The sequence below is a fragment of the Pseudoalteromonas sp. TB25 genome, assembly GCF_000497995.1.
Lineage (GTDB): Bacteria > Pseudomonadota > Gammaproteobacteria > Enterobacterales > Alteromonadaceae > Pseudoalteromonas > Pseudoalteromonas distincta.
The window spans coordinates 1-26570 of the sequence record NZ_AUTI01000418.1; the positions used below are offsets into that span (position 1 = coordinate 1).

A 26570-nucleotide genomic window follows, 5' to 3' on the forward strand; every position below is an offset into this window, starting at 1 on the left:
CGCCATCCACTTTATGGTAGTTTGCCTCTAAACTTTTAATAACAACCTGCTGTTGAGACAGTAAATCATCAACTAATAAACCCACCTTTTGGTTATCTGTTTCTACAACAACAAGCAGCGTTTTATCGAGTGATTCAATAGCATTTTTATGATTAAAAATATCGTAGAGTCTTAATATAGGAATGTATTCGTCTCGAAGCCTCAATACATCAAGGCTTTTACCCACTCGACTCACTTTTGCAATATCAATTTGCAGTGACTCCACAATAGAAATGAGCGGAATAATATAAGTATGCTGAGCCACCTTAACTAATTGCCCATCTAAAATAGCGAGAGTAAGGGGTAATCTAATAGTAAACGTAGAACCAACACCGGGCGCTGAGGTTACTTCCACTGAGCCATTTAATGACTGGATATTTCGCTTAACAACATCCATCCCAACTCCACGTCCAGATAAGTCACTTACCTCATCCATTGTCGAAAAGCCGGGCATAAAAATAAGCTCATTTATTTCATCGTCACTGAGATGGTTATCAGCTGAGATTAATTCGTTAGCGATGGCTTTTTCTTTTATTTTTTTTGTATTTAATCCTTGCCCATCATCCATTATTTCAATAACGATGTTTCCACCCTGATGAAATGCATTTAAGGTTACTGTGCCAACGGGATCTTTACCTGCCGCCAGTCTTTGCTCAACAGTCTCTAACCCATGATCAAGTGAGTTCCTTACTAAATGCACCATAGGGTCAGATATTTTTTCCATTACTGTTTTATCAAGCTCGGTTTGCTCTCCAATCAGCTTTAGCTCAACCTGCTTATTTAGCTTTTGCGCTATATCTCGCACTAATCGAGGAAAACGACTAAATACAAAATTAATTGGAAGCATACGAATACGCATCACATTTTCTTGTAAATCACGCGTATTATGTGCAAGTTGTGCTAAGCCTTCCTGCAGTAAAGTGATTGTGGCTGGTGTGATTTCTTGTTCGCTGAGTTGATTTAGCATGGCTTGTGTAATAACAAGTTCACCAACCATATTTATTAACGAATCAACTTTATCAATGCCAACACGAATAGAGGTAGACTCTGGTGTACTTGCAGGTTTTTTATCTTTATTAGCAACGGGTTGCTGTGGCTTACTTGGTAACTCAGGTACTTTTATTGAATCGGGTTCTTCAAGCTCAACAGCTTTAGGTATCTCATCTTGATTAGGTTGTATTGGCTCATCATTGCCAAATAAGCCGCCACATAATTCAACTTTTATGTCGGCATCATCTTCAACCCATTCAAACACTTCTTTTATGGCTTTTTCATCATGGCTAGTGCTTAAAAAAAAGCGCCAATGTAAAAAACATTCATCACTACTTAAATCGGTGATTTCTGGAACTTCATTGTAAAATACAGTGGTTTCTAACTCACCTAGCTCTTCAAGCTCACTGATCATATACAGTGGCTCGTTTCCTGTTTTAAATAAATGATGATGAGGTTTAAAGTCTATTTGATAGGTATTACTACTTGTTTGCTCTTCACAGCTTTGAGGTTTATTCTCATGTGTATCATTTTTCATTCCAAGTACATGTTCAAATTGTACTTTTAACAAATCTGCTTCGGTTAAATCTGGCTCTTGTTCACCTTGAAGTGCAGCAAGTAAAGCGCGTAAGCAATCCACAGCTTTGAGTAATAAATTAACATGCTCGGTACTAAGCTCTCGTTCACCTTGGCGAATTTGATCTAGTAATGTTTCAAGTACATGAGTAAAGTCAGCAACGGAGCTAAAACCAAATGTCCCACTGCCTCCTTTTATCGAGTGAGCAGCTCTAAAAATAGTGTTGATAGTTTCTAAATCTTCCTCACCTGGCACTAAGTTTAATAGCTCAGCCTCCATGGTATCTAGGCCTTCAAAACTCTCTTCAAAGAAAACTTCAAAAAATTGACTTAAATCTATACTCACACTGCGCTCCTTAGCGAATAACTTTTTTAATTACCGCTAGTAGCTGATCGGGATTAAATGGTTTTACAATCCAGCCTGTTGCACCAGCAGCTTTACCCTCTATCTTTTTTTCTAAGCCCGACTCTGTAGTAAGCATTAGTAATGGTGTAAATTTATAACTCGGTAAAGTACGCAGCTCTCGTATTAATGTAATTCCATCCATTATTGGCATGTTTACATCTGAGATCACGGCATCAAAGTCTTGCTGCTTGGCAATAGCGAGAGCTTCACTGCCATCTTTAGCTTCGGTTACATCAAACCCTGCGGTTTTTAATGTAAAGCTCACCATTTGACGCATCGATGCTGAGTCATCAACCGCTAAAATTCTTTTCATATATACCCCTAACTTTTACTTTCGGTTGTTAAGTATTGGCTTAAGCCAAGTTTATTGATTGTATGTGTTAAGGCCTCGCTACTGCCTACCCAAATGATTTTGTGCTGTATGGTAAGTAGGTGTTTTTGTAAGGCGCATAAAAGTTGAATTGAGGCAGTATCAGCAGAAATCACATCGTTAATATCAAGACAGATATCATCGTTGCTATTGAGTTCGTGCAGTAAATCTTGATGTAGTGTTTCAACTTGCGTAATAGCAAGTTCGCTTGGAAGTTTTAGCATTTAGTAGGTGCATTCCCTGTCAATTCAATTCATAACAAAAGCTTAGCCCTAGTTATTAAAATTGCCATAAAATGCTTAATTAAATTTAACCTGTCGTTAAAATACAAAAAAAGGAGCCTAAAGCTCCTTTCAAATTGGTAAAAAGTAAAAACTAGTTTTTGTAGTAATCGGCTATTTTTTTAAACTCTTTCGTTAAAGTCGTCGCATTAATTAATGGCACACTACCTTGTTTGAATTCTGGTTTAAAAATAGCTCTAACCGCTCCATTTTGATCAACCATAGCGACCGAAGCACTATGATCAACTGCATATTCTGATTCACTACTATCGCTAATCGCGTAAATTAAACCAAGCTCTCTAACAACAGGAAAAAGGTGTTTATGCTCCCCTGATACAGCTAAAAAGTCAGGATTAAAGTAATCTATATATTGCTTTCGTTTAGCTGGTGTATCGCGTTTTGGATCAACCGATAAAAACCAAATTTGCAGCGGATAATCTGCTTGTAAGTTTTTATAAACAGCATTTAACTTAGCAAGTGTTAATGGACAAATATCTGGGCAGCTTGTGTAGCCTAAAAATACTAAATTCCACTGTCCTAAAAATTGTTGCTTAGTCACTAATTCGCCGCGCTGATCGTTTAGCGTAAAATCAGACAATGGCTTTGCATTTTCGTAAACTAATGCATCTACATCTGGTGGACTATTTTCATTTGAACATGCTGATAAAAACAAAACTAAAACAACAATTAATCCAAGCCATAACTGCTTCATAAAGGGAGCCATTTATCTATAAATAAGATTACAAAGAGTACCATTAAATGAATAATCGAAAAACGAAATAAGTCCATTGCAGTCTCATCATTTCCAGCAATTTTTAATTTGACGGCTTTATATATAAACACTGCATTTAATACACACGCACCTATTAAATATATTAATCCAGACATACCAATTAAATAAGGTAATACGCAAACTACAGCGAGTAAAACAGAGTAGGCAACGACGCACGTTTTACAAAAGTCGATTCCATGGGTTACTGGTAACATAGGAATTTTAGCGCGTTCATAATCACTTTTTCGCGCTATAGCCAGCGCCCAAAAGTGTGGCGGAGTCCAGGTAAATATTATCATTACAAGTAACCAAGGGGCTGCTGCCATTTGGTTTGTTTCTGACACCCAACCTAATAATGGAGGCATTGCGCCAGCCAACCCACCTATAACAATATTTTGCGGTGTAGCACGCTTTAAAAATGATGTATAAACAAATGCATAACCTACCAATGCAAATAACGTTAATATAGCGGTTAAGGTATTAGCCCACACCATTAGCATAATAAAACCCGCAACCCCAATAACAGCTGCAAAACTAAGCGCATGTGTTTTACTTAAACGCCCTTTAGCCACAGGACGATGACGAGTCCTTGCCATTTTTGAGTCTATCTCACTATCAACCACATGATTAATAACCGCTGCAGCAGCAGAAAGTAGCCCTATACCTAACAAGCTAATAAACTGTACAGCCATACCGCGCCCTACATCAGGAGCCAGCGCTAAACCAACCCAAGCTGTTAGTACCAGCATGGCTACCACTTTAAATTTACTAATTGCTAAGTAGTCGTGCAGCAAATTATGAGTACGCGAAATTAGCGATTGAGTATTAACGGGTAGCAGTATTTTTTTATCAATTATAAGTGCCATTATATTTCCCCTTTATGTGCGTGATTTTAGGTAATAACACAACCTAACCATGCTTAATAATAGTATGGCAGCCATCAAGTTATGCGCCAGTGCAACTCCCAACGGAATATGCCAATGTACTAAAATAAGCCCTAAGCTAATTTGGCAAAGCAGGGTAAGCAATACGCTCACCACGCAATTTTTAATTTTTTTAGAGTACGCTTGGCTGTATATTTTCCACATAATTAGCGCCAGAACGATGCAAGTAACAAGCGCCCAAATGCGGTGTAATAAATGAATAGACATACGCGCTTGCTGTGATAACACACCAAACTCATAATTACTGTGCTCAAGTGGTAATTGAAATACGCTACTCAATGAAAACGGTTGTGCGTAATTACACAATGGCAAACCACTACAATGCGGAGCGGCGTAATTTGCAGCCAGCCAACCACCAAGTGCAATTTGGATAATCAATACACTGAGCGCTACTAAACTCAAACCAAAATAGCGTTTTGCGCCGCTATCACCACCCATAATAGGTTTTGCGGTTAGCCGTAAATATAAAAGCGTTATAAGTGACAAAATACTAAAGCCACCTAATAAGTGGCCCATTACAATAAGCGGCTGAAGGTTCATGGTTACTGTCCACATACCAAGGGCAGCCTGAAACACCACGAGTAGAAGTAAAGCCAAAGGCAATTTAACTGGCGTAGTTGGATATTGGCGCTTTAAAAAAGCCAACACAAATAAACCTAAAATAAGTAAACCTAAAGCACCTGCAAAGTAGCGATGAATCATTTCTTTCCACGCTTTTGCGGTTTCGAACATCATATCGGGGTAGCTTTGAGCTGCTAAGGCTATGTCAGCCTCATGCTTAGGTACCGTTAAAAAGCCATAACAACCAGGCCAATCGGGGCACCCTAATCCTGCATCACTTAAGCGGGTGTACGCACCTAAAGCAACTACAATCAAAGCGAGTAATCCTGTTATTAATACTAAGTTTTTATAATTTTTATACATCAGATACTCCAACTTAAGCTCAACTTAATTAGCTAGAACGAGAATAGTTAAGTAATTTTTTTAGATCTTTTAATAACCCTTTTTGTACTAAACGGTTTTCTTGTGGCTCGACCTTAAAGGGATATTCAAGTACCACTAACCCCATATGATCAATTAAATATAAACTTGCAGGGTTTAAACTCTGTTGTTCGGTAATAATTTTCCATGGTAGATTTTTATTGTCGGGGCTTCCCATTACAGCCATATCAACCTTGCCTTGGTTTTTACCAAGTGCCACATATAAGTTATTAAGTGCATTGAGCTGTTCGCTGCATGGGGTGTTACATTCGTTTGAATAATTAAGTGCGATAGTCCATTGTTTGGGATTATTTTGCGGCCAATTTTTAAGTTTTATTTCTTGGCTTAAAAACTCGCCATTATTAGTAATTGCAGTAGGCAACCAATCAAACTTTAATGCGCCATATGCCAAAATTAATGGGATAGCGCAGCAACCCACAAACAACAAAAGGGGATTATTTTTCATTATGTGTCCTTTTTTTACTCGCAAAAATAGCCACAACAGCACATGCAACAGCAATTAAAAACCATTGCAAAGCGTAGGCATTATGCTTTTGAGGGCTCATAACAACGGCCTCATAATGAGGTGTTGCAATCTCATCACCAGTACCTTGTCTGTAAGCCATAAAATTAATTAATGATTGCTGGCTTTGAGTGCTCAGCATATTCAAGTCGATAGATTGGATTCTTGTAGGTAAGTCGTTATTTGTAGTTTTATCTTCAAGCGTAAAGCTACTTAGGTTATTTTCTTTTATTTGCGCTTTAAGAATAAAAACACCTGTAGGCAGAGCAACCTTTGGCAGTGTACCTCTAGATATAGGCGCTTTTACCCATCCTAAATTAACTAAAATCACTTTTTCTTCGCTGTCTGGCTTTAGTAAAGCAAGTAAGTCGTACCCTACTTGCCCGTTATAAACTTGATTATCTAAAAGCCAATATTGGTTTTGTACAAACTGCCCTTTCAACTCAACCAATACACCTGTTTTGTTCCAGCTATCAGGCAGGTTAAGTAATTGAGACCAGCTCATCACACCATGAGTCTGTTGCTTAACAATAGCGGTTAGTTGCTGCTGCTTTTGCTCACCTCGCTCCAACTGCCAAAACCCTAGTCGCACACACACAAGTACAACAACCACAACCATACAAAGTGTGATTAGTGAACTAAGCTTTTGTTTGTGCCATAAAACTAACTGCATAAAGGGTCAACTCAGTGATTATTAAAATTATTATCGTACTGTTGTTAATATTTATACTTTTTAACTTATTTAGAGCATTGTTTATTATGGTGTCAGGGAAAACAGGGGGACGACCTATGTCTCACTTTTTAGGTCGTCGCGTATTGTTTTCGGTCGTTGTTTTAGTTGTTGTTATTGCAGCGCTTAAACTTGGTTTTATTAAAGCAAATAATTCGCCAATAAACGCTACAGCACATATACAAATACAAACAAACACAGCCACACCACATCAACAAAGTGCCAATACCAAGCCGCTGCTTGAAAAGCAAAATGCTTATCTTTAGTAAAGTGCCCTTTTAATATCCGTAAAAATATTACAAATAAAAGTACGGTTCCAAGGGTTACATGCATGCCATGAAAACCTGTCAGTAAAAAAAACGTATTACCGTAAATACCTGCATCTAGCGTTAAGTTTAAATCGTTATACGCATGAATATATTCCTCAACTTGTAACCCTAAAAAGCAAACACCCAATAAAATAGTAGCGCCTAAAAAAACTTTAAGTGGAGTACGTTTATTGTTTTCCATCGCTACATGGGCAAAATGTAGAGTAACTGAGGAAGTAAGCAGTATTAAGGTATTGATAAGCGGCAAACCTTGCCAGCCCATAGCTTGAGTAGTTTCGCCTGCAGGTGTTGAAACTAGCGGCCAAACAGCTTCGAAAGTTGGCCATAATACTTCATTGGTCATTGCATTATTGCCTGCGCCTCCAAGCCAAGGTACCGACAATACGCGTGCATAAAAAAGCGCACCAAAAAAGGCCATAAAAAACATAACTTCAGAAAAAATAAACCAGCTCATACCTTGCCTAAAAGAGCGATCCATTTGTGCTGAGTACAAACCTTGGTCCGACTCACTAATTACATTTTTAAACCAGCTAAACAACATATACACAAGCACAGCAATACCGGCATAAAGCAGGTAAACCCCGCTCCCCCCTTCTTTGCCTACACTCATAACTGTTAAGCCTGCCCCTACTGCAATAAAAAACAATGCAACAGCGCCCACAATAGGCCACGGGCTTTGCTCTGGTACATAATAATGCTCATATTCTTGATTCATTTTATTTACTCCTAGTTTCACACTAGTTTGAAAAGCTAGTTATTACTTGCCACCAGCTGTTCACTAATATCAAATACGGTATAAGATAAAGTTAATTCTTCAATGTCGCTTGGCAGTGCTGTATCAACATAAAAAAGTAATTTAAATTCAAGTTCTTCCCCTGCTTTTAGAGGTTGCTGATCAAAGCAAAAACACGCTATTTTATGTAAATACTTTGCCGCTTTACCTGGCGAGACTGATGGTACAGCCTGCATTACTTTATCTAGGTTGCTGTTATTTTTAGCACTAAACATTACTTCACGCATTGCACCGGGTTTTACCACAACACTGTATTCTTTTGATTTAACTTCAAACGGTGCACCTCTTTGCGCGTGAGTAGTAAAACTAACGCCAACTTCTCGGTTTTGTATTATTTGCGTACTTTGCTCTGCTTGCTCAAGCGAAGGTTTTCCATTAAGCCCTGTTACGTCGCAAAACACGTCATACAAAGGTACTAAAGCAAAGGCAAAGGCAAACATGCCTATGCAAATAAGTACTAAACGTTTGAGTAGCGGTGCGTGTGTCATTACTTGATTACCGGCGGCTTAGAAAAAGTATGATATGGCGCTGGAGAGTCAACTTCCCACTCAAGTCCTTCAGCCCCTTCCCATACCTTTGCAGGTACTTTATCACCGCCGCGTGCACATTTAATTACCACAGCTACAAACAACAATTGCGATAAACCAAAGGCAAATCCACCAATACTTATGATTGCGTTAAAGTCGGCAAATTGGAGTGCGTAATCGGGAATTCGACGCGGCATACCGGCAAGTCCTACAAAATGCATAGGAAAAAACAGTACGTTCACGCTCACCAGTGATAGCCAAAAATGCCATTTAGCTAACGTGATATTAAACATGTTGCCTGTCCATTTGGGCAGCCAGTAATAAGCCCCTGCCATTATCGAAAATACAGCCCCTGTTACTAATACATAATGAAAATGCGCCACTACAAAATAAGTATCGTGATATTGAAAATCAGCAGGTGTAATTGCCAGCATCAATCCCGAAAAGCCACCTAAGGTAAACAGCACAATAAACGCAATACTAAAAAGCATTGGCACCTCAAAAGTTATTGAGCCTTTCCACATTGTGGCAACCCAATTAAATACTTTTACTCCAGTAGGTACCGATATAAGCATGGTCGCGTACATAAAAAACAACTCGCCAGCGACCGGCATCCCAGTGGTAAACATATGATGAGCCCAAACAATAAAGCTCAATAGTGCTATAGAGGATGTGGCGTATACCATTGAGGCATAGCCAAAAAGTTTTTTACGAGAAAAGGTAGGTACTATTGTAGATATAATGCCAAAGGCAGGAAGAATCATTATGTATACTTCAGGGTGACCAAAAAACCAAAAAATGTGTTGGAACATCACCGGGTCGCCACCGCCTGCAGCATCAAAAAAGCTGGTAGCAAAATACTTATCGGTAAGTACCATAGTGACAGCCCCTGCAAGCACTGGCATTACGGCTATTAATAAAAAGGCAGTAATTAACCACGTCCATACAAATAAGGGCAACTTCATCCATGTCATGCCGGGGGCACGTAAGTTCACTATGGTTACAATCACATTGATTGCGCCCATTATTGAGCTAATTCCCATAATATGTACGGCAAATACAAACAATGCAGTATTATCATTACTGTATGTTGTGGACAGTGGTGCATAAAAAGTCCAACCAAATGCAGGCCCCCCACCAGGCATAAATAACGATGCCAATAGGATTAAAAACGCAAACGGTAAAATCCAAAAGCTCCAGTTATTCATTCTTGGCAATGCCATATCTGGCGCGCCAATCATGAGTGGTATCATCCAGTTAGCAAGGCCTGTAAAGGCGGGCATAACCGCACCAAACACCATAATTAAACCATGCACTGTGGTCATTTGATTAAAAAAGTGAGGATCGACCAACTGTAAACCTGGTTGAAATAATTCAGCCCTGATCACCATGGCCATTCCACCACCAATTAAGAACATGGTCAGCGAAAAAATTAAATATAAACTACCTATATCTTTATGATTAGTTGTGTAAAGCCAGCGTTTAAAACCTTTAGCTGGGTGATGAGCATGATGAGCTTCATTGGCGTTAGGTTGTTCTACTATGCTACTCATTAGTTCGCCTCCACTTTGGCATCAAGTGCTGCCTGTATTTGACTCGGTTGAATAACATCACCCGTATCATTACCCCACGCATTACGTTTATAAGTAATAACCGCAGCTAATTGCTTTATAGATAACTGTTTGGCAAATGCTTGCATTGCCGTACCGGGTCGTCCATGGATAACTACATCAATGTGATCTTTTATATCGCCAAGCACTATCGGGCTACCTTTAAGTGCAGGAAATACACCCGGTAACCCCATGCCAGTAGGTTGATGACATGCAGCACAATTAGCCATATATACTTGTTCGCCTAAAGTCATTAATTCTTCTTTTGGGAGGGTTTTATCAAGTAATGCGGCATCTGCTAATGCTGCTTTTTGTTTAGCCTGCTTTGCATCTGCAAGCCATGTTTTAAAATCAGCTTCAGATTTAGCGATCACCACAACGGGCATAAAGCCATGGTCTTTACCACACAACTCAGCACATTGGCCTCGGTAAGTACCTTCTTCGTTTATGTTCGTCCATGTTTCGTTTATAAAGCCGGGGTTCGCATCTTTTTTAACTGCAAAATCAGGTACCCACCAAGAGTGAATAACATCATCAGAAGTCATTAAAAATCGTACTTTTTGATTTATTGGCAGTACAAGAGGCTTATCAACCTCAAGTAAGTAGTTAGGGTTTTTATCTGCAAGATTCGCTATTTCATCTTGCGGGGTAGATAAAATAGAGTAGAACTCTACATCTTCGCCCATATATTCATAATGCCATTTCCATTGCGAACCCGTAATTTTAATAGTGAGATCAGCTTTGCTGGCATCTTCCATTGCAATAAGGGTTTTAGTGGCTGGTACTGCCATAGCAATTAAAATAACAAACGGAATTGCAGTCCAAAGTATTTCTACTTTAGTGCTTTCGTGAAATTGGGCAGGTACAGCCCCTTTAGATTTACGGTGATGAATAAGTGCCCAAAACATAATTGCGAACACTATCACCCCAATCACACAACATATTATAAATATGGTCATGTGCAGCTGATATACATTATTGCTTATATCGGTTACGCCTTTGCGCATATTGTATTGGCTGTTAGCCAAAACTGGGTGCGAAAAAACACATAATATAAGCCACAAGGTAGAGGTCAGTTTACCCATGTGACGGCTCCTTTGATGCTATTGCGAATGCAAAGCGAAGAGGCATACGGCTTAAACGCCAATTCGTTATTTTTATTTTTTTAGCCAATCTTATTTAATATTGATTGGTTTTGCTGCGCCAACAACGAGTTTGTGTATATTGTGTGTTCTCAAAACTAAAAAGCTGTGAGTTATTATTAGCTCAGCACATTAACAATTAGCTAAAAAACGAACAACAAGCAAGTTTTAGTATAAAAAACAATCAGGTGATATTGAATAATTAATAAAAAATCGGTAATCAACTGGGCAACAGAAAGTTCAAAATATGAGCAAAACAAAGGGGTTTAACGCATTCGGAGGGGGAAAATATAAGTGCAAAAAAGTTTACAGCTTAAATAGTCAGTGGGCTGTTTACGCCCTATTTTTTAGTACAAATTTTAAAACAAAAATGCGTACTAATTAGTACGCATTTATAAAGCTGCTTGTTTAAAAGCTATTTTTAAAGTCACATCCAATCAGCGTTTCTTATAACGCCAACGGCTAAGCCTTCAATATTAAAAGACTCATTCTCAAGATCTACTTCAATAGAGTCAAAATCGTCGTTTTCAGCATGAAGTAATACTTTACGACCCGCTTTCTCAAGACGTTTTACAGTTACGTCTTCGTCTAGGCGAGCAACAACAACTTGTCCATTTTCAGCGGTTTGAGTACGATGTACAGCAAGTAAATCACCATCCATAATACCAATATCTTTCATGCTCATACCGTTAACGCGTAGTAAAAAATCTGCAGCCGGTTTAAACATTAATGGATCGATTTTGCAGTGACTTTCAACGTGCTCTTGCGCCAAAATAGGTGAACCAGCAGCAACACGCCCTATAAGCGGTAAACCTAATTGTTCTGGCTCTTCTTCTTCAATTAATTGAATACCACGGCTTGCACCTGGTTTCATTTTAATTGCGCCTTTTTTAGCAAGTGCTTTTAAATGTTCTTCAGCAGCATTGGCACTTTTAAAACCTAATGTTTGCGCTATTTCAGCACGTGTAGGAGGCATACCAGTGTCTTTAATAAAAACTTTAATTAGTTCGAGTATTTGAGCTTGGCGGTTCGTTAATGGTCGCATACAACTGGTTTTCCATACAGTACATTTAACTGTGAGTATATACAGTTAAATAAAAATCGCAAATTTAAATTAAGCCTTAAAATAGCTAAAGTAATTTCACTTGTGTACATTTTAGGGATATAACTAAAGCTGAGTTTATAAATGATTAAAAATGCAAAGGAGACATTATGAGTATTTGGTACCAGCCCATCACCTTAGAGCTGTGCAAGCAGTTAGAGCAAGGCGTTAATGGCCAAGGAACATTAATGAAAACTATGGGGATAGAAGTCACAGAAATTGGCGATGATTATTTGGTTGCCACAATGCCGGCAATTCCTGAGCATCATAACCCAATGGGGATGGTTCACGGCGGTGCTAACGTTGTACTTGCCGAAACAGTTGCCAGCTATGCCGCTAACTTTGTTGTCGATTTTACTAAATTTTACTGTGTAGGGCAGGAAATTAGCGCAAGTCATTTAAAAGCATCTCGCAACGGCACTTTAACAGCAACGGCTAGAGCGTTTCATATTGGCAAACGTAGTTCAGTATGGGAAATAAAAATTACAAATAGCCGCAATGAGCTGTGCTGCGTATCAAAAATGACCGCAGCAGTCGTAGAGCGAAGATAGTTACTTTTCGATTGGGTAAATGGTAATTTCCATACCCGCACCAATCGCAGATATACGCAATAATGTATCTGCATCTAAGGCTTGATTAAAGCACTTAGGAGAAGTCCCTGATTCAAAACCAATATCAAACGTTCTACGTGAACAACTTAACCATTGCTTTAGCGCGTTACGCGAACACGATTCAATAAGCTCACATATATGGTTTATGGCTTTATCAGGTGTGCTCACCTCACCTGTAGCTTCAATACGTGCTAGTTGACGGTATTCGTCTTTGTCATAATGTAAAATCGTCGCGACTTTTTTCAAGTCCGCCACTAGCAAACTAATATCTTGCTTTGATTCAAGCTCAAGATCTACATTTAAAAATTGAATTTCCGACATCGTTTCGTATTTATCCTCTAATAATTTCATTGCAAACTTTAACGCAGTTTTACCGTTATACCAAATCAACTATGCTCTATTAACCACTTTATATGGATATTTCGTAGCTTTTAAGTATTTTTTAGCATTTAAAGCTAGCTGGATATCAAACATCTAGCTCAATTAAACAGATAAGTCATGTTAGGAATTTAAGTGTAATCTTTTTTATTTTTAAATGATTACAGTAAGCTATAGTTTAAACTGCGACAAAATGTCGCAGTAACTTATCCTATTAATGTAATAAACTAGCCTCTAAAAATAATAAGACTAAAACATGAATAAAAAAATATTTAAGCATGCTCGCAAGTTACATAAATGGTTAGGTTATTTATTAGCACTACAAATTTTAGCATGGTTACTAGGTGGTTTAATTATGAGTGCAATCCCTCTTGATAAAGTTCATGGGAAGCATCTTGCAACACGCACTCTTAATAATCCATTTACGCAGGCTGATTATATTGCTTCCCTTGACGATATTGCCTCTCAGGTGGTTAATCCAACACAAATAATTTTTGAGAACTTCTTAACTACACCACTTATTACTGTCTTTAGTAATAACGAGCAGCAAAGCTTCAATGGCATAACAGGCCGACCATTTGAACCGCCAACTAAAATACAAATTACCGCAAATGCTAAAGCACACTTACTTATTGATGCTCAAGTAACAAGCGCTGTACTACTAAAGCAAGGTATGCGAGAAGTTGGATATAAAACCAATGTTTGGCAGGTACAATTTGACGACACATTTAACACAACACTGTACTTGTCAGAAAATAACGGCAAAGTTGTCACCGTTCGCAGCACGCTATGGCGAATATTCGACTTTTTTTGGATGTTACATATTATGGATTACGATGAGCGAGAGGATTTTAATAATCCGCTGCTTATTAGCTTTTCAGCAACCAGCGTACTTTTTTGTTTAAGTGGAATATTATTACTTATACAAAATATACGACTAAAACGATTTATCCGAATTAAAAATAAGAATAAATCAAAGTAGTCATATTGGTTTTTGAGAGCTAGCGCCCACTTATCAAAGAGTAAATAAGCCTAGGGCTTGTTTTATTCCAAGTGCTTAAATCGACTCAAATGTCGCTTTAACATTTCGTTTTCGAAAATCAACTCATCACGCTCATCCAGCAATTGTAAAACTAAAGCTATTGCCGACCAATCTAACGAAAAGTCATGCTGGATACGGGCCGCTTTTTTAACTAAGGTCACTGCAGATACCGTAAATTGCCACTGCGTAACATGCTCCCCCTCAATTGGAACCGCAATATTATGCTCAACTAGCTCATATAAAATTGCTTCGCTAATATCACTGCTCAAACATAGCTCTTTGCTAGTAAGTAAATCGTCTTTTTGTGTCACGATAATTTGCATTATGGTTTGCTCCAGTTATTACGGGGATCAAAGTGAGCTTTTTCGGCTAATTCTTCCCACAGTTTTTTACTGGCATCATCAATAGATGTTGGATTAACAATTTTAAGCACAGCAAATAAATCACCTTTGGCTTTTTTACTCATTAATCCCTTACCTTTAATACGTAAGCGTTGACCAGACTGACTATTAGAAGGAATAGTTAATTGGATATTACCTGTCAACGTAGGTAAATTTAGCTTTGTACCAAGAGCCGCTTCCCATGGTGCAAGAGGGACAACTATATTTAGGTTATGACCCTCAACATCAAATAATGGGTGAGGCACTAAACTAATTTGTAAATACAAGTCGCCATTTTGCCCATTCGCTGACCCTAACCCGCCTTGCCCTTTTAGTCGAATTCGCTCGCCATTTACTGAGCCTGCAGGAATTTTCACTTTAAGTGATTTTTTAATTTCAGTAACACGGCCACTGCTGTCTCGCTGCGGTAACATAAACTCAACAGGCTTCACGGTATCAACTAAAGTCTCTTCAAGAAAAATTAGGAACTCTATTTCCACATCTTGTCCTTTTTGCGCGCGAGCGGCGTTACTTCTGCTTTGCCCGGAACGATCGAATCCACCAGCTCCGCCAAACATTGAATTAATAAAGTCAGAAAACTCTTGGTCGGTTTGAGGATCGCTTTGCTGGTAATTACTTTGCGAAGAGGCATTGTTACCACCATAATGGCCTTGCTGTTGACGAGCACGATTTTGTTGGTGACGACGTAACTCGTCGTATTTTACACGTTATTCTTTGTTATGAATGACTTCGTAAGCTTCTGCTATTTCTTTAAACTTATCTTCTGCTTGAGGCTCTTTGCTTACATCTGGGTGATATTTTCTGGCTAACTTTTTATAAGCTACTTTAACCGCTTTATCATCTGCATCAGGCGATATTCCAAGCACTGCATAATAATCAACAAATTTCATTTGCAATCCAAATCCTCATATTGAGTAAGCTTTAAGCATACTCCTTAACGGGTAACCTTGTGTGGTTAAAATACGATAAATAGTGAGAAATAAATGAATAGTGAAAATAACTTTGAGTAAAAAATTAATCAGGCACTTTTTAGTAATATAAGCGTAGGCCTTAAGTTAACTTTATCTTTTATCTTCAAGGCTTTAAACTGCCTATTCCTGTAGTTCACATTTGTGATGGATATGACTCGATTTATTCTGGCCTTATTGGCTTGTTGTGTGTGCGCTTCGGTATCAGCCGAACAATTTACCCGTTTTTCAACGGCTAAAAGACATTTAATTAAAACCCTACCTGACAACGCCAAAAGCATTTACTGCGGTTGCGACATTAAAAAAGAAGGCAAAAAACTCGTTCCTGATCCGTCTAACTGTGGTTACATTCCTCGAAATACCCTTACCCGCTCAGGCAAAGTAAATGTGCGAGCACTACGCATTGAGTGGGAGCACATTGTTCCGGCGTGGGAATTTGGTCACCAGCTACAATGCTGGCAAGATGGCGGGCGTAAAAACTGCCGTAAAGTAAGTGCTAAATTTAGAAAAATGGAAGCTGATATAAATAACTTAGCGCCAGCTATTGGCGAAATTAATGCCGATCGCTCTAATTATCGTTTTGGTATGCTTAGCGAAAACGCCACACAATATGGTCGTTGCGAAGTAAAAGTAAACTTTAAGCAACGTGTAGTTGAACCGCCTGTTTATGCACGAAAACGTATAGCTGACACCTACGCTTACATGCAAAAAACATACGGTTTAAAAATCTCTGATAAACAGCAAAAGTTATTTAATGCATGGCAAAAGCAAGCATTCGCAGATACAAGTAGTGCGAGTAAGCTCTAAGCTTTAACACTCATTTACATAAATCAAAGTTATAAATGTTGAATAAACGAGCGAGTGTTGTAATATTTTAAACAACTTATTTACAAAAAAGCCCTTACCTATGTTTAAAAATAATAAAACCTCGCTTGCCATTTTCACTGCATTTGCGGGCTTTGCTTTGACCGGTTGTGGCGGNGGCATCGACTCAGCCCCTGTAGTTACAACACCTGTTAGTAGCAGTCCAACATGGACTGCGGGTGTATTTGAACCCTCTAACGATTTAAAAAACTTTTGCGAAACCCCGCGTACGGGTAACGATCCCTTTAATAACAACGAGCCTTACCCAGATCAAGCCGGTTCTGCCCTTTACGAAAAACTCTGGCTTCGCTCTTGGAGCGACGAAACCTACCTTTGGTATGATGAGATTGCCGATAACGATCCTGAAAGCTTTGCCACAGTAGCCGATTATTTTGCCCAATTAAAAACAGAGCAGCTTACCGACTCAGGGGCAAAAAAAGATAACTTTCATTTTTCAGAACCTACTGAAGATTACTTTCAAGAAGCGCAATCGGGCGTTACTTCTGGTTACGGTATAAATTGGGCGTTTATTGGCGATACAGCCGACCGTATTTTACGCGTCGCTTATCTTGAAGATGATTCACCTGCAAGCCAAATAGGCTTTCAACGTGGTGATACTGTACTTTCAGTTGACGGTGTTAGCATTAATACCAATACACAGTCGGGTGTAGATACGCTTAACGAAGGCTTATTTAGTCCTACTAACGGCGACTCACATACTATTGTTGTACGCAGTAACGATGGCGCCGAAAAAACATTTAATGTAACCGCTGGCAATATTGAACAAACACCGGTTCAAAATGTTAAAACGATTACAACCGCAAATGGTTCAAGCGTGGGTTACATGCAATTTAATAGTCATATAAGCATTGCCCAAGAAGGGCTTATTGATGCAGTAAATAAGTTTAAAACCGATGGTATTGATGAGCTTGTAATCGACTTTAGATATAACGGTGGTGGTTTATTAGCACTGTCGGCACAATTGGCTTATATGGTTGCCGGTAATGCCAACGTTAACAACCGCTTTTATTATCAAACTCAACAAAACGATAAACAACCCGTTGATTCGCCTTTTCCATTTATTGATGAAGAAATAGATTACTCTACTTTTTTTAGCACAGGTGAAAACCTACCTGATTTAAACTTATCGAAGGTTTATGTATTAAGCACATCAGGCACCTGTTCGGCATCAGAAGCTTTTATTAATGGTTTAAAAGGTATAGACGCAGAAGTTATTTTAATTGGCGATACAACCTGCGGTAAGCCCTATGGCTTTACCCCAACTCATAACTGCGCAACAACCTATTACACTATTCAATTTAGTGGGGTAAATAGCAAAGGATTTGGCGAATACGCTGCGGGTTTTACACCAACCCCTACGCCACAATTTGATGCTGATGTTCAAGGTTGTGAAATTGAGGACGACTTTGATCATCAGTTAGGCGACAGTGACGAGGCCGTTTTAGCCACCGCATTGTTTCATGTTGAAAATGGCAGTTGCCCAATTAGAACGGCTGCTGCAAAAGCAGAGCCAGCTACTTTTTCAAGCTCTCGTGAATCTCTCATTCCTTTAAATATGCCTGAGCAATTTACCCAGCGTAATATGGACTTAACTTGGCCAACACTGAGTGAGGAAAGATAATGGCTAAATTATTACTCCCATTAGCTACCTTATTCGCTTTGGGAGGATGCCAAAGTGTAAATAGTGAGCCCGCTAAACCCGCTATATTAACGAGCGTTAATCCCAGCGTTATTGCAACACTACAACAGGCAATTCAACAAGCTAAGGGAGGCGCATTAGTAACACTTGCCGATTCCGTATTTACTAAACGTAGCGAACTGCTAATTGATCATGCAATGAGTAAAGGGTCTGATGGCAGAGTAATTATGGGCGCGCATAATATAAAATCTGAGAAGTTTATTTTGCAACTACGTAATAACCAATGCGAGCTTTACTATCCTAAAAAAGAGCTTACTACAGTACTTAAAGGTGTGACCTGTAAAGAATTATAAGGCACTTTAAAGTTTATAAAAAAGGCGTGCAGCATATCGCTGCACGCCTTTTTCTATTTTAAAGCGTTATTACAAGTCTTCATGCGGGCCAAACACTTCATAATGAATCTGCTCGTCTTTAACACCTAGTTCAAGTAACTGGTTTTTTATAAATGCCATAAAACCGACAGGACCACATAAATAAAAGTCGCCATTACTTAATGGTAGCTGTGTTTCTATTACGCTTAAGTTCATTAACCCAGTAAAGTCAGCGCCCCCTGCCGCTTGGTTAAACCACGTTATTGTTTTCAAGCGGTTATTCTGTGCTGTTAGATCATATAAATATTTTGAAAACGAGTGCTGCTGATTATTTTCGCAGGCATGTAAATACATAATCTCTTGATTAGAGTTGTCACTTAATAACGTTTCAAGCATAGCCAGCATTGGTGTTTGCCCAACACCTGCTGAAATGAGTACCGCTGGGTTTGTGTTATTGCGTAAAAAGAAGTCTCCTGCCGGCGGGTATAACTCAACAATAGTGCCTTGCTCTAATGAGTGTAAATAATTAGACACCATACCAGGCTTTGGCTGTAGCTCTTTTTTAACACTAATACGGTAGTTTTTAGCGTTACTTTTTTGCGAAATAGAATACTGGCGAATTTCTTCATATTCAGCGCCCTCTGGCTTAACTTTAATACCTAAATACTGTCCTGGTTTATGTGTAATAACAGCTTCGCCATCAACTGGCGTAAGTGTAAAGCTTGTTACTAGTTCTGATTCAGCCTGTTTGTTGGTTATTTTAAATTGGCGAGTTCCCGCCCAACCACCGTGTTTATTTTTACTGTGCTCATACAAAGCAGCTTCTTCGGTTATACAGATATCAGCAAGTACGCCGTAAGCTTCGCGCCAAGCGTATTCAACATCGGGAGTAAATTGCTCCGGAAGAAGCTCTTTAAGCGTACCAATTAAGTGTGCACCTACAATAGGGTAATGCTCAGGTAAAATATTCAAGCTTGTATGCTTATGATTAATACGTGTTAGCGCTTCTTTTAATACAGCTAAATTATCAATATTTTGTGCATACGCAGCCAATGCATTAAAAAGTGCAAATTGCTGACGACCTGTATCTTGGTTCGCCATATTAAAAATATTTTTAAGCTCAGGATTATGACTAAATAAACGCTTATAAAAATGATTGGTAACAACCGTACCCGCCTGCGCTAATAACGGAACAGTACTTTTTACGATCTCAATGGTTTTATCAGATAACATATGTGTTTCCTATGGATGAACTAACCACGACGCCCATCAACACGACGCCGCGTTAATATAGGTGTGCAGTGAATTAAAAATAATGAAAAAGCTACTAACCACAGCAAAGCACTTATTTGCCAAGCAAGGTGAGGCCTAATAACATAAGGGAGTAATGAGCGAGTAATAGCGGCTACTAACACAAGTGCAAAAGCAACTGCCATGTAATGAGGAATAGCGAGTGTACGCCCTGTATGACCATGCGATACACGCGTCATCATTGCTAAAATCATCATACCTATTGTGCCAATAGTGATTAAGTGCAGCGCATCTTTAAATTGTATTGCACTGCTATAAAAGCTAAATGCAACCATCATTAACCCTACGCCTAACGCTAAGTAGGAAAAATGTAAAGACCATAACAACGGCACTCTCAATACCTTGCTATCCCACCAACAACCAGCCCTAAGCAGGTGAAGCGCAGCAACAGTTGCAACAACTAACGCAGGATTAATCGTGTTCAAAAACAACTTGTTGATGAAAAATAAAGTGATAGCCACAATAGATAAATACATCACCGCTTTATCTATTTTAGGAGTGCGAACTTGTGCGGCTAAACCTAGACCTTTAGCGGTAAAAAATGGTAAAACGCGGCCCGCAACAATGCCAACTAGTAAAGTAATTACCAGTACTGCGGTATCAACCACACCAAGTGCAAGCTGCATGTTTTGTTGTAAAACAAGTATTAAATACAATACATTGAGCCCACAAAGCACAGCTAAAATAGCTAAAAACGGATAGTTACTTTTGCTATTGGCTTTTAATAACATATTAGCCAACGCGGTTATGGCGCCTAGCCACCAAATAACTTGTAATGTAAGTGCAGCATATAAATTAAAATGAGTAATATCTGGCAGTGCTACAAAAAATGCTAAGCGCGCTGCAAGCCATATAAACGTAAGCCACATAAGGGCTTTGCCACTTATGCTCGGCACGCCTGTCCACGTTTGTGCTGCGGTAAGTAAAAAGCCAACAGCTACAACTCCTGCAAAGCCAAACAGCATTTCGTGCGCGTGCCATAATGTCGCAGGTATCGATAAGTGCCAACTTGTATGGCCTGTTAAAATAAGTAGCCAATACCCCACTGACAAAAATGCCAATAAGCCACCGCCTAAAAAGAAAGGCCTAAAAGCTAGCATCCATAACGGCCGTCGAGATACTTGATGAATAGCAACGCGTGCTGGCATTGGCTCAGTTAAGTTTATAGGGCGCATTATCGTACCTCCTGCCCTAAACCATGTTGTGCAACACAGCGCAGTACGTAACTTACTTTTAAAATAGCAGCAATAACAATAGTCCCAATATGAGCTGATACTTGCACCGCCATGGAAAAGTACTCAGCAAACGGGTAGCTAATTAAAATACTTGCCGTAATACACACTAAACTCACAGCCAATGCAGTATTGGCAGCAAATAATACTGTTTCGTATAGTGAACTAAACTGTGTTTGATTATTTAAATTATTCAGCATTAGTGTGTTCATAGCGATCTCTGTAACTAACTACGTTACTTAGCTATTACACATACTGTGCCAACAAATTTAATTAATTAAATTCAATAAGTTAAATTAAATCACTTTACAGTATGAGTCTTTATGACCTACTATAAATTAACTCATAAGAACACAAACAGGTCATTTTGACGTGAACCAGCAATTCAACCTTACACAAGTTGCTCTAGAGCTTGCTCAAAGTACACTACACGAGCATAGCTTTGATCAATTACTAGCAACGGTTGAGCGGGTTATTCCTAGTGATGCAAGTGCGTTATTAGTGCTTCAGGGCGAACAATTAAAACCCCTGGCAATTAAAGGGTTAATGCCCGACAGTTTAGGCAGACGATTTAAAATAGTAGAACACCCTCGCCTAGAAGCTATTTGCAAAAGCACACTCGCGCTTCAATTTGCGCACGACTGCCCACTACCCGATCCATACGATGGATTGCTATTAGCTAAAACCGGCGACATACCGGTACATGCATGTTTAGGTTTACCTCTTTATGATAAAAACGCGCTACTTGGCGTACTTACGTTTGATAGCCTTAACGCCAATGCATTTAACAGCATAAGCGCTGATACACTCAATACCTTACAAACGCTGTGTAGTGCGCATTTTAAAACAGCTTTAGAGCTTGCCCATTACAAACAGCATGCACAGCACTCAAGTGCATTAGTGCAAGAACTAAATCGTGAAGCGTTAACACGGGACGGCGGCGAAATTATTGGCCAAAGCCCGCTAATGCAAACACTTAAAAACGACATTAAACTCGTTGCAGCATCTAACTTTAGCGTGCTTATATTAGGTGAAACAGGGGTAGGGAAAGAGCTTGTTGCGCGTAATATTCACTTAAATTCAGCTCGAAAAGATCAACCGCTTATTCACTTAAATTGCGCCTCACTTCCCGAAAGCCTTGCTGAAAGTGAATTTTTTGGTCATGCGAAAGGGGCTTTTACAGGCGCACAAAATTCGCGCCAAGGTAAATTTCAATTAGCTGATGGCGGCACGTTATTTTTAGATGAAATTGGCGAACTGCCCCTGGCCATGCAAAGTAAACTATTACGAGTGCTACAAAGTGGCGAAATACAAACGGTAGGAGAAGACACGCCAAAGTACGTAGATGTACGCGTCGTTGCTGCAACCAACAGAAATTTAAAAGAAGAAGTAGCTCAAGGTCGCTTTAGAGCCGATTTATACCATCGCCTCAGTGTCTACCCTATTACTGTGCCACCACTTAGTAAACGCGAGCACGACATAACACTCTTAGCTGGTTATTTTATTGAGCAAACAGCCCGTAAATTAGGGATAAAACAATTAAAACTAAGCCCCGAAGCGCAAGCATTGCTTAATCAGTACAACTGGCCAGGTAACGTTCGCGAGCTTGAACATGTCATTAGCCGCAGCGCCCTAAAAGCAAAACAAAGCCAATGGCAAAATCCAATAATAACCATTACAAGCGAGCACTGTGATTTAACACCGAGTGCGCTGCAACCCCCTATAGCAGAGAGCCGAAGTACAGCGAACGCCTTAATCAACCAACCTTTAAAACAAGCTGTAGAATCGTTGCAATACAACATAATTACCGAGCAATTAAAACAGCATAACTACAACTGGTCGGCAGCAGCAAGAGTACTTGAATTAGATAGAGCAAACTTAGTACGCTTGGCTAAACGCCTAGGAATAGAAGTAAAAAAAATACTATAATCATTTAAAATACAGCTAAAACTATTGGTTAGCAGCTAACTTACTAAAGTGTGTTTTTAACAACCCTGCAAAAGCTTGTACTTTAGCAGTACGATGCACTAAGTGATGCGTGACTAACCATACATCGGTAGGCCAGCTTAACTCACTGTGCAATATAGGCACTAAATCAGGATATTGCGCCGCTACGTCATGTTGTAATCCGCCAATGCCTAGCCCTTTAATGATTGCACGAGTCGCTTCTGCAGTTTCAGATACTCGCAGCTTTATTTGCGATGCAGGAATATGTTCATCAGCCCATGCAAAATAAGGCACGCGGGCATTAAAACCTGCCACGCCCGATACAAAGTTATGTTGTTGTAAATCAATTAATAATTTAGGCATACCGTATTTATTAATGTAACGTTTATTAGCGTATAAACCCGATGAAAGCTGCGCCAAATGCTGAGCAATATAATCGCCTTCATCAGGTCTTGGGCCTGCACGCACTGCAATATGTGCTTGTCCGTGATCGAGCCTTAGCCTTTTTTGTTCTAAAATAACCTCAAGCTGCACTTGTGGATGTAGCGCCTGAAATTGCTCACATACATCACCAAGGACATCCATGAAGCCACTTACCGTCGTTAGCAACAAACTACCTCTAAGGGTGCTATCGGCCGCTACTATATCGTTATGTAACTGCTCTAAGGAGCTATGGATTGTTTGTGCTGTTGCAAATAACTTAGTGCCAATTTCAGTAACCTTGTAGCCACGAGCATGGCGATGAAAAAGCCGTGCATTTAAGTTTTCTTCAAGATTATTAATTCGCCTAAGCACTGTGCTGTGGTGCACATTAAGCTCCTCGGCCGCTGCTGTTAGCGTGCCTAACCGTGCCACTTCAAACGCAACTTTAACGTCTTGCCAATCTTCAAATTTTATCGCCATGCTGCCTACCTTTTACTTATGTGCATATACGCACACAAGTGTTGCGTTTATTAGGGTTTTCTACAAGTGAAATTTTGCTACATTAGTCATGTAACTTAAAACATTAAAAGGCCACTACCATGTCAGCACCAAAAATTATCGCCCTAGCTGGAAGCCTTCGCCAAGAAAGCTTTAATCAAAAAATTATTAATGAGGCAGCACGCTTTGCTCTACAAACAGGTGCTGAAGTAGAAGTAATAAAACTAAACGAATTAAACATCCCACTATTTAACGAAGATATTGAAGCGCAAGGTACACCAAGCGATGTACAGCTTTTAAAAGATAAGCTACGTACAGCCGACGGTATTTTACTAGCAAGCCCAGAGTACAACGGCTCTATTACCGCAGCACTAAAAAATGCGATTGATTGGGCATCGCGCACAGAACAAGGTGCTGTTCCTGCTTTTCGTAATAAAGTGGTTGCTTTGTTTGCAGCATCGCCTGGTGGGCTTGGCGGCTTACGCGGTTTAAATCATGTGCGTGATATATTAAGCGGCATTGGATCGTTAGTACTTGCCGATCAACTTGCAGTACCCGCTGTGCATACATTGTTTAATGAAAATGGGCAAATAAATGAACCTGTAACGGCTGAAAAAATATCAGCCCTCGCTCATCAGTTAGTAAGCGTTGCAAGTAAGTTAAAATAACTTGCACGCACGCCTACTTACTTTGTCGCTGCTATTTTGGCGGCGATAAAGTCGGTATGCGTTACATATAAAAGCCCTGCTACTTTACGTATAACGTAGTCTTCTTGGGGATCTATTTCTCCATCGGCATACGCTAAGCGCCATAATAACTCTATTATTTCTATTCGCTGCGCCGCGCTACAATGCTCATTAATCTGCTTTGAAAACTGAAAGTAATCTATCGAATCATCTAAGCTACTTGCCGCATTATTAGTAAGCTCATTAACCTCAGTGTCTGTTAAATTAAAGTACTTTTTTAAGGTTACAGTCAGGGTTCGTTGTTCATCATGTTCAAGCTTGGTATCTGCGCGCATAACTTCAATTAATAATGCAGCAACCGCTGTTTTTAAATCGTGCTCTTGCATACTTGGCTGCTGTTTATCGAATACAGCAAAAAGTTGTTTTATTTGTTTGAACATCACACTTTCCCTTTTTGGGTGTTAGACTAATACGTAAAGAAATCGACCTTATTACTCTTATTAATGGGTATAAAGTTCGCAAATTAAAGGATACATTTTATGAAAGGAATAAACACACCACGCTTATTTATAGGCGCTACGCTGGTGGCCCTTTCGAGTGCAAATACTGCACTTGCTGAAAAAGCCGAAACCGAGAAGCTCTACGACTTTGATAACAAAGTACATTACTACCAAACACAAATTGGCGAAGACAACTATAAAATAGAAATCCAGTCAGACGATTACAAACACTTTACCAACCAAAGTGTATTTTTGTTACGTCATGCTGACCGTCTATGCCGCGGCAATACCTTTATGTTGAAAGTACTTGAAGGCGTGCAAGAGTACGAACGCTTTCCAACAAAACCACGCGCTTACCAACCAGATTTAAGTGTTTTACTCCAATGCGAAACTAAAGAAAATACAAGTAAGGGTAAGTAACCTTAGTCTTTATAACCCCAAGGTGCTGATGGTGGAGTAATCGGTTTAGTTAAATCAAAATCCACCTTAAACTCACGTCCTTGGCGAATTAATCGATAAGTAAATACTTCTGGGTAAATATACATTTGCCATGTATTACCTACAGACTGCGCAAGACCTTGTTTTACAAATAACTCTTTAGAGTATTGGTCTGCTGGAAACGACTGTATCTGCGCAGACCCTGCATCAAGCGTATGGCCACCATACATAGTTGATGCGTCGTCTGTTCCATCTTTATGACGATGATCGTGCTTTAAACTCAAGCCGCTACCCGTTTTAGTTATGATCCACGTACGTGATGCATCGTCTCCTACATGAAACGGTACTTGTAACTCAGTCTCACTACATTTACGTACATGCATAACCAGTTTTTTATCTGTAAATGAGCTTGGGCCTTTCGCGTTATCTACCGCTACTTCACCTTCAAAAGCTTTACCGCAATGCGCTGCAATACTATTAAAAAAGGCATCATGAGTAGGAATAGACACTAACGGTGCAGGGCGTGCAAAAGCTGTCGATGAAGCAACTATTAAAGTTGCTGCAGTTAATAATTTCATTTGTTTCTCGTTATAATTATTTTAAAACACCTGTAATAGTACAGTTTTCTTAAGTACTTTATTAGAAGTATCTATATAAAAATGAGAGCGGGATAGCTAGATAAAATTTTAAGTAATGATTAACGACTAAATATCTCTGTACTCATTAACAATCCTACTTTTATAAATATTAATTACACACTCCTAGATGTGATTTTAACGTCGGGAGTCGCTAAGCTCACCCGACCTACATGATGGGTGTTGGTATGAGTGTGTGTTAACTGCGCACATTTTACTTTTCTGCAGACGTGAAAAAGCCCAACTATTTTTAGTCGGGCTCTCTACAATTTGTAGTCGGTGCGCTACGCAGTAGGATGTCGTAGTGCCCACAGCGGTGGAGAGCCACAGTGAAATGCTACACTATCTTTGTGTCGCGATATGAGTGTGTGTTAATTGCGTACATTTCACTTTTCTGCAGACGTAAAAAAGCCCGACTATTTCTAGTCGGGCTCTCTACAATTTGAAGCCTGGTAATGTCCTACTTTCACATAGCAAATGCTACACTATC

General features: G+C 39.4%; 30 protein-coding genes and 1 pseudogene. 9 read left to right on the forward strand and 22 right to left on the reverse strand.

Translation table 11 applies throughout. The annotated features are described in order from the left end of the window. From L652_RS0119960 to L652_RS0119995, 8 genes are all read right to left on the reverse strand, one after another. Nucleotides 1–1951, reverse strand: a 1951-nt coding sequence (locus L652_RS0119960) for a chemotaxis protein CheA (protein WP_024603613.1), incomplete at its 3' end; no start/stop codon positions are given. 10 nt (nt 1952–1961) lie between these two features. Beyond that, nucleotides 1962–2324 (reverse strand): response regulator, encoded by a 363-nt coding sequence (locus tag L652_RS0119965; protein WP_007584956.1) that lies wholly within the window; start codon nt 2322–2324, stop codon nt 1962–1964. An 8-nt stretch (nt 2325–2332) separates the two neighbouring features. Further along, nucleotides 2333–2605 carry an STAS domain-containing protein gene (locus L652_RS0119970; protein WP_002959595.1) on the reverse strand — a complete coding sequence of 91 codons (273 nt, stop codon included), beginning with the start codon at nt 2603–2605 and terminating at the stop codon, nt 2333–2335. Nucleotides 2606–2756: 151 nt separating this feature from the next. Further along, nucleotides 2757–3374 (reverse strand): SCO family protein, encoded by a 618-nt coding sequence (locus L652_RS0119975; RefSeq protein ID WP_024595084.1) that lies wholly within the window; start codon nt 3372–3374, stop codon nt 2757–2759. Beyond that, entirely contained in the window at nt 3371–4300 is a 930-nt protein-coding gene (gene cyoE, locus L652_RS0119980; protein ID WP_024595085.1) for a heme o synthase, read from the reverse strand. Before cyoE ends, L652_RS0119975 begins: the two co-directional genes overlap by 4 nt. Nucleotides 4301–4312: 12 nt before the next feature. Then, nucleotides 4313–5302: a COX15/CtaA family protein gene (locus L652_RS0119985; protein WP_024595086.1), complete on the reverse strand. Its 990-nt coding sequence runs from the start codon at nt 5300–5302 to the stop codon at nt 4313–4315. 28 nt (nt 5303–5330) lie between these two features. After that, the gene (locus L652_RS0119990; protein WP_024595087.1) at nt 5331–5825 is read right to left on the reverse strand and encodes a hypothetical protein; all 495 of its coding nucleotides are present in this window, start codon (nt 5823–5825) and stop codon (nt 5331–5333) included. After that, nucleotides 5815–6555, reverse strand: coding sequence for an SURF1 family protein (locus L652_RS0119995; RefSeq protein ID WP_024595088.1), 741 nt, complete (start codon nt 6553–6555; stop codon nt 5815–5817). Before L652_RS0119995 ends, L652_RS0119990 begins: the two co-directional genes overlap by 11 nt. A 14-nt stretch (nt 6556–6569) precedes the next feature. Between L652_RS0119995 and L652_RS1000000125740 the strand changes: the two genes are divergently transcribed. Beyond that, a complete protein-coding gene (locus L652_RS1000000125740) occupies nt 6570–6878 on the forward strand; it encodes a DUF2909 family protein (protein WP_076914941.1) in 309 nt (102 codons plus the stop codon). Here L652_RS1000000125740 and L652_RS0120000 read toward each other — a convergent pair. The 5 genes from L652_RS0120000 to lexA form a co-directional block, all read right to left on the reverse strand. After that, nucleotides 6781–7656 carry a cytochrome c oxidase subunit 3 gene (locus tag L652_RS0120000; protein ID WP_024595089.1) on the reverse strand — a complete coding sequence of 292 codons (876 nt, stop codon included), beginning with the start codon at nt 7654–7656 and terminating at the stop codon, nt 6781–6783. The genes L652_RS1000000125740 and L652_RS0120000 overlap by 98 nt on opposite strands. Before the next feature lie 35 nt (nt 7657–7691). Continuing rightward, nucleotides 7692–8222 carry a cytochrome c oxidase assembly protein gene (locus L652_RS0120005; RefSeq protein ID WP_024595090.1) on the reverse strand — a complete coding sequence of 177 codons (531 nt, stop codon included), beginning with the start codon at nt 8220–8222 and terminating at the stop codon, nt 7692–7694. Beyond that, nucleotides 8222–9814, reverse strand: a complete 1593-nt coding sequence (gene ctaD, locus L652_RS0120010; RefSeq protein WP_024595091.1) for a cytochrome c oxidase subunit I — start codon at nt 9812–9814, stop codon at nt 8222–8224. Before ctaD ends, L652_RS0120005 begins: the two co-directional genes overlap by 1 nt. After that, nucleotides 9814–10956 carry a cytochrome c oxidase subunit II gene (coxB, locus tag L652_RS0120015; RefSeq protein ID WP_024595092.1) on the reverse strand — a complete coding sequence of 381 codons (1143 nt, stop codon included), beginning with the start codon at nt 10954–10956 and terminating at the stop codon, nt 9814–9816. The genes ctaD and coxB overlap by 1 nt, the downstream gene beginning before the upstream one ends. Nucleotides 10957–11440: 484 nt before the next feature. After that, a complete protein-coding gene (gene lexA / locus L652_RS0120020) occupies nt 11441–12058 on the reverse strand; it encodes a transcriptional repressor LexA (protein ID WP_024595093.1) in 618 nt (205 codons plus the stop codon). A gap of 167 nt (nt 12059–12225) precedes the next feature. Between lexA and L652_RS0120025 the strand changes: the two genes are divergently transcribed. Then, a complete protein-coding gene (locus L652_RS0120025; RefSeq protein WP_002959621.1) occupies nt 12226–12666 on the forward strand; it encodes a PaaI family thioesterase in 441 nt (146 codons plus the stop codon). Here L652_RS0120025 and L652_RS0120030 read toward each other — a convergent pair whose 3' ends face one another. After that, on the reverse strand, nt 12667–13047 hold the full coding sequence (locus L652_RS0120030; RefSeq protein ID WP_024595094.1) for a hypothetical protein: 381 nt from the start codon (nt 13045–13047) through the stop codon (nt 12667–12669). A gap of 313 nt (nt 13048–13360) precedes the next feature. Here L652_RS0120030 and L652_RS0120035 point away from each other — a divergent pair, with 313 nt between their 5' ends. Further along, on the forward strand, nt 13361–14086 hold the full coding sequence (locus tag L652_RS0120035; protein ID WP_024595095.1) for a membrane protein: 726 nt from the start codon (nt 13361–13363) through the stop codon (nt 14084–14086). Between the two features lie 62 nt (nt 14087–14148). Here the strand turns inward: L652_RS0120035 and L652_RS0120040 are convergent, their stop codons facing one another. Both L652_RS0120040 and L652_RS01000000124200 read right to left on the reverse strand, forming a co-directional pair. Next, the gene (locus L652_RS0120040; RefSeq protein ID WP_002959626.1) at nt 14149–14469 is read right to left on the reverse strand and encodes a chaperone modulator CbpM; all 321 of its coding nucleotides are present in this window, start codon (nt 14467–14469) and stop codon (nt 14149–14151) included. After that, nucleotides 14469–15437, reverse strand: a pseudogene (locus L652_RS01000000124200) (DnaJ C-terminal domain-containing protein). Before L652_RS01000000124200 ends, L652_RS0120040 begins: the two are co-directional and overlap by 1 nt. Before the next feature lie 231 nt (nt 15438–15668). On the opposite strand from L652_RS01000000124200, the gene L652_RS0120050 reads away from it, so the two are divergent. The 3 genes from L652_RS0120050 to L652_RS0120060 all read left to right on the forward strand — a co-directional run bounded on the left by L652_RS0120050 (nt 15669) and on the right by L652_RS0120060 (nt 18392). Further along, the gene (locus L652_RS0120050; RefSeq protein ID WP_029753119.1) at nt 15669–16322 is read left to right on the forward strand and encodes an endonuclease; all 654 of its coding nucleotides are present in this window, start codon (nt 15669–15671) and stop codon (nt 16320–16322) included. Nucleotides 16323–16422: 100 nt separating this feature from the next. After that, nucleotides 16423–18021 carry a S41 family peptidase gene (locus L652_RS0120055; RefSeq protein WP_024603614.1) on the forward strand — a complete coding sequence of 533 codons (1599 nt, stop codon included), beginning with the start codon at nt 16423–16425 and terminating at the stop codon, nt 18019–18021. Then, nucleotides 18021–18392: a hypothetical protein gene (locus L652_RS0120060; RefSeq protein ID WP_024594713.1), complete on the forward strand. Its 372-nt coding sequence runs from the start codon at nt 18021–18023 to the stop codon at nt 18390–18392. Before L652_RS0120055 ends, L652_RS0120060 begins: the two co-directional genes overlap by 1 nt. 69 nt (nt 18393–18461) lie before the next feature. On the opposite strand, the gene hmpA is transcribed toward L652_RS0120060, so the two are convergent. Genes hmpA through L652_RS0120075 form a run of 3 tightly spaced genes read right to left on the reverse strand, consistent with a single transcriptional unit; the run spans nt 18462 to nt 21165 of the window. Further along, the gene (hmpA, locus tag L652_RS0120065; RefSeq protein WP_024594712.1) at nt 18462–19643 is read right to left on the reverse strand and encodes an NO-inducible flavohemoprotein; all 1182 of its coding nucleotides are present in this window, start codon (nt 19641–19643) and stop codon (nt 18462–18464) included. Between the two features lie 20 nt (nt 19644–19663). After that, on the reverse strand, nt 19664–20896 hold the full coding sequence (locus tag L652_RS0120070; RefSeq protein WP_024594711.1) for an NnrS family protein: 1233 nt from the start codon (nt 20894–20896) through the stop codon (nt 19664–19666). Further along, the gene (locus tag L652_RS0120075) at nt 20896–21165 is read right to left on the reverse strand and encodes a hypothetical protein (protein WP_007584928.1); all 270 of its coding nucleotides are present in this window, start codon (nt 21163–21165) and stop codon (nt 20896–20898) included. The genes L652_RS0120070 and L652_RS0120075 overlap by 1 nt, the downstream gene beginning before the upstream one ends. A 160-nt stretch (nt 21166–21325) precedes the next feature. Between L652_RS0120075 and norR the strand changes: the two genes are divergently transcribed. Then, entirely contained in the window at nt 21326–22882 is a 1557-nt protein-coding gene (norR, locus tag L652_RS0120080; protein WP_024594710.1) for a nitric oxide reductase transcriptional regulator NorR, read from the forward strand. 21 nt (nt 22883–22903) lie between these two features. Here the strand turns inward: norR and L652_RS0120085 are convergent, their stop codons facing one another. After that, nucleotides 22904–23803, reverse strand: coding sequence for a LysR family transcriptional regulator (locus L652_RS0120085; RefSeq protein ID WP_024594709.1), 900 nt, complete (start codon nt 23801–23803; stop codon nt 22904–22906). Between the two features lie 119 nt (nt 23804–23922). On the opposite strand from L652_RS0120085, the gene L652_RS0120090 reads away from it, so the two are divergent. Next, a complete protein-coding gene (locus tag L652_RS0120090) occupies nt 23923–24489 on the forward strand; it encodes an NAD(P)H-dependent oxidoreductase (RefSeq protein WP_002959643.1) in 567 nt (188 codons plus the stop codon). A gap of 17 nt (nt 24490–24506) precedes the next feature. Here the strand turns inward: L652_RS0120090 and L652_RS0120095 are convergent, their stop codons facing one another. Next, nucleotides 24507–24947, reverse strand: a complete 441-nt coding sequence (locus tag L652_RS0120095; RefSeq protein ID WP_024594708.1) for a TerB family tellurite resistance protein — start codon at nt 24945–24947, stop codon at nt 24507–24509. A gap of 99 nt (nt 24948–25046) precedes the next feature. Here L652_RS0120095 and L652_RS0120100 point away from each other — a divergent pair, with 99 nt between their 5' ends. Further along, on the forward strand, nt 25047–25427 hold the full coding sequence (locus tag L652_RS0120100) for a hypothetical protein (RefSeq protein ID WP_002959647.1): 381 nt from the start codon (nt 25047–25049) through the stop codon (nt 25425–25427). Nucleotides 25428–25429: 2 nt separating this feature from the next. Here the strand turns inward: L652_RS0120100 and L652_RS0120105 are convergent, their stop codons facing one another. Beyond that, a complete protein-coding gene (locus L652_RS0120105; RefSeq protein WP_024594707.1) occupies nt 25430–26023 on the reverse strand; it encodes a hypothetical protein in 594 nt (197 codons plus the stop codon). Nucleotides 26024–26570 lie beyond the last annotated feature (547 nt).

Coding starts and splice junctions, on each gene's coding strand:
- L652_RS0119965 (WP_007584956.1), bottom strand. CDS start 2,324: ATGAAAAGAATTTTAGCGGTTGATGACTCAGCATCGATGCGTCAAATG.
- L652_RS0119970 (WP_002959595.1), bottom strand. CDS start 2,605: ATGCTAAAACTTCCAAGCGAACTTGCTATTACGCAAGTTGAAACACTA.
- L652_RS0119975 (WP_024595084.1), bottom strand. CDS start 3,374: ATGAAGCAGTTATGGCTTGGATTAATTGTTGTTTTAGTTTTGTTTTTA.
- cyoE (WP_024595085.1), bottom strand. CDS start 4,300: ATGGCACTTATAATTGATAAAAAAATACTGCTACCCGTTAATACTCAA.
- L652_RS0119985 (WP_024595086.1), bottom strand. CDS start 5,302: ATGTATAAAAATTATAAAAACTTAGTATTAATAACAGGATTACTCGCT.
- L652_RS0119990 (WP_024595087.1), bottom strand. CDS start 5,825: ATGAAAAATAATCCCCTTTTGTTGTTTGTGGGTTGCTGCGCTATCCCA.
- L652_RS0119995 (WP_024595088.1), bottom strand. CDS start 6,555: ATGCAGTTAGTTTTATGGCACAAACAAAAGCTTAGTTCACTAATCACA.
- L652_RS0120000 (WP_024595089.1), bottom strand. CDS start 7,656: ATGAATCAAGAATATGAGCATTATTATGTACCAGAGCAAAGCCCGTGG.
- L652_RS0120005 (WP_024595090.1), bottom strand. CDS start 8,222: ATGACACACGCACCGCTACTCAAACGTTTAGTACTTATTTGCATAGGC.
- ctaD (WP_024595091.1), bottom strand. CDS start 9,814: ATGAGTAGCATAGTAGAACAACCTAACGCCAATGAAGCTCATCATGCT.
- coxB (WP_024595092.1), bottom strand. CDS start 10,956: ATGGGTAAACTGACCTCTACCTTGTGGCTTATATTATGTGTTTTTTCG.
- lexA (WP_024595093.1), bottom strand. CDS start 12,058: ATGCGACCATTAACGAACCGCCAAGCTCAAATACTCGAACTAATTAAA.
- L652_RS0120025 (WP_002959621.1), top strand. CDS start 12,226: ATGAGTATTTGGTACCAGCCCATCACCTTAGAGCTGTGCAAGCAGTTA.
- L652_RS0120030 (WP_024595094.1), bottom strand. CDS start 13,047: ATGTCGGAAATTCAATTTTTAAATGTAGATCTTGAGCTTGAATCAAAG.
- L652_RS0120035 (WP_024595095.1), top strand. CDS start 13,361: ATGAATAAAAAAATATTTAAGCATGCTCGCAAGTTACATAAATGGTTA.
- L652_RS0120040 (WP_002959626.1), bottom strand. CDS start 14,469: ATGCAAATTATCGTGACACAAAAAGACGATTTACTTACTAGCAAAGAG.
- L652_RS0120050 (WP_029753119.1), top strand. CDS start 15,669: ATGACTCGATTTATTCTGGCCTTATTGGCTTGTTGTGTGTGCGCTTCG.
- L652_RS0120060 (WP_024594713.1), top strand. CDS start 18,021: ATGGCTAAATTATTACTCCCATTAGCTACCTTATTCGCTTTGGGAGGA.
- hmpA (WP_024594712.1), bottom strand. CDS start 19,643: ATGTTATCTGATAAAACCATTGAGATCGTAAAAAGTACTGTTCCGTTA.
- L652_RS0120070 (WP_024594711.1), bottom strand. CDS start 20,896: ATGCGCCCTATAAACTTAACTGAGCCAATGCCAGCACGCGTTGCTATT.
- L652_RS0120075 (WP_007584928.1), bottom strand. CDS start 21,165: ATGAACACACTAATGCTGAATAATTTAAATAATCAAACACAGTTTAGT.
- L652_RS0120085 (WP_024594709.1), bottom strand. CDS start 23,803: ATGGCGATAAAATTTGAAGATTGGCAAGACGTTAAAGTTGCGTTTGAA.
- L652_RS0120090 (WP_002959643.1), top strand. CDS start 23,923: ATGTCAGCACCAAAAATTATCGCCCTAGCTGGAAGCCTTCGCCAAGAA.
- L652_RS0120095 (WP_024594708.1), bottom strand. CDS start 24,947: ATGTTCAAACAAATAAAACAACTTTTTGCTGTATTCGATAAACAGCAG.
- L652_RS0120100 (WP_002959647.1), top strand. CDS start 25,047: ATGAAAGGAATAAACACACCACGCTTATTTATAGGCGCTACGCTGGTG.
- L652_RS0120105 (WP_024594707.1), bottom strand. CDS start 26,023: ATGAAATTATTAACTGCAGCAACTTTAATAGTTGCTTCATCGACAGCT.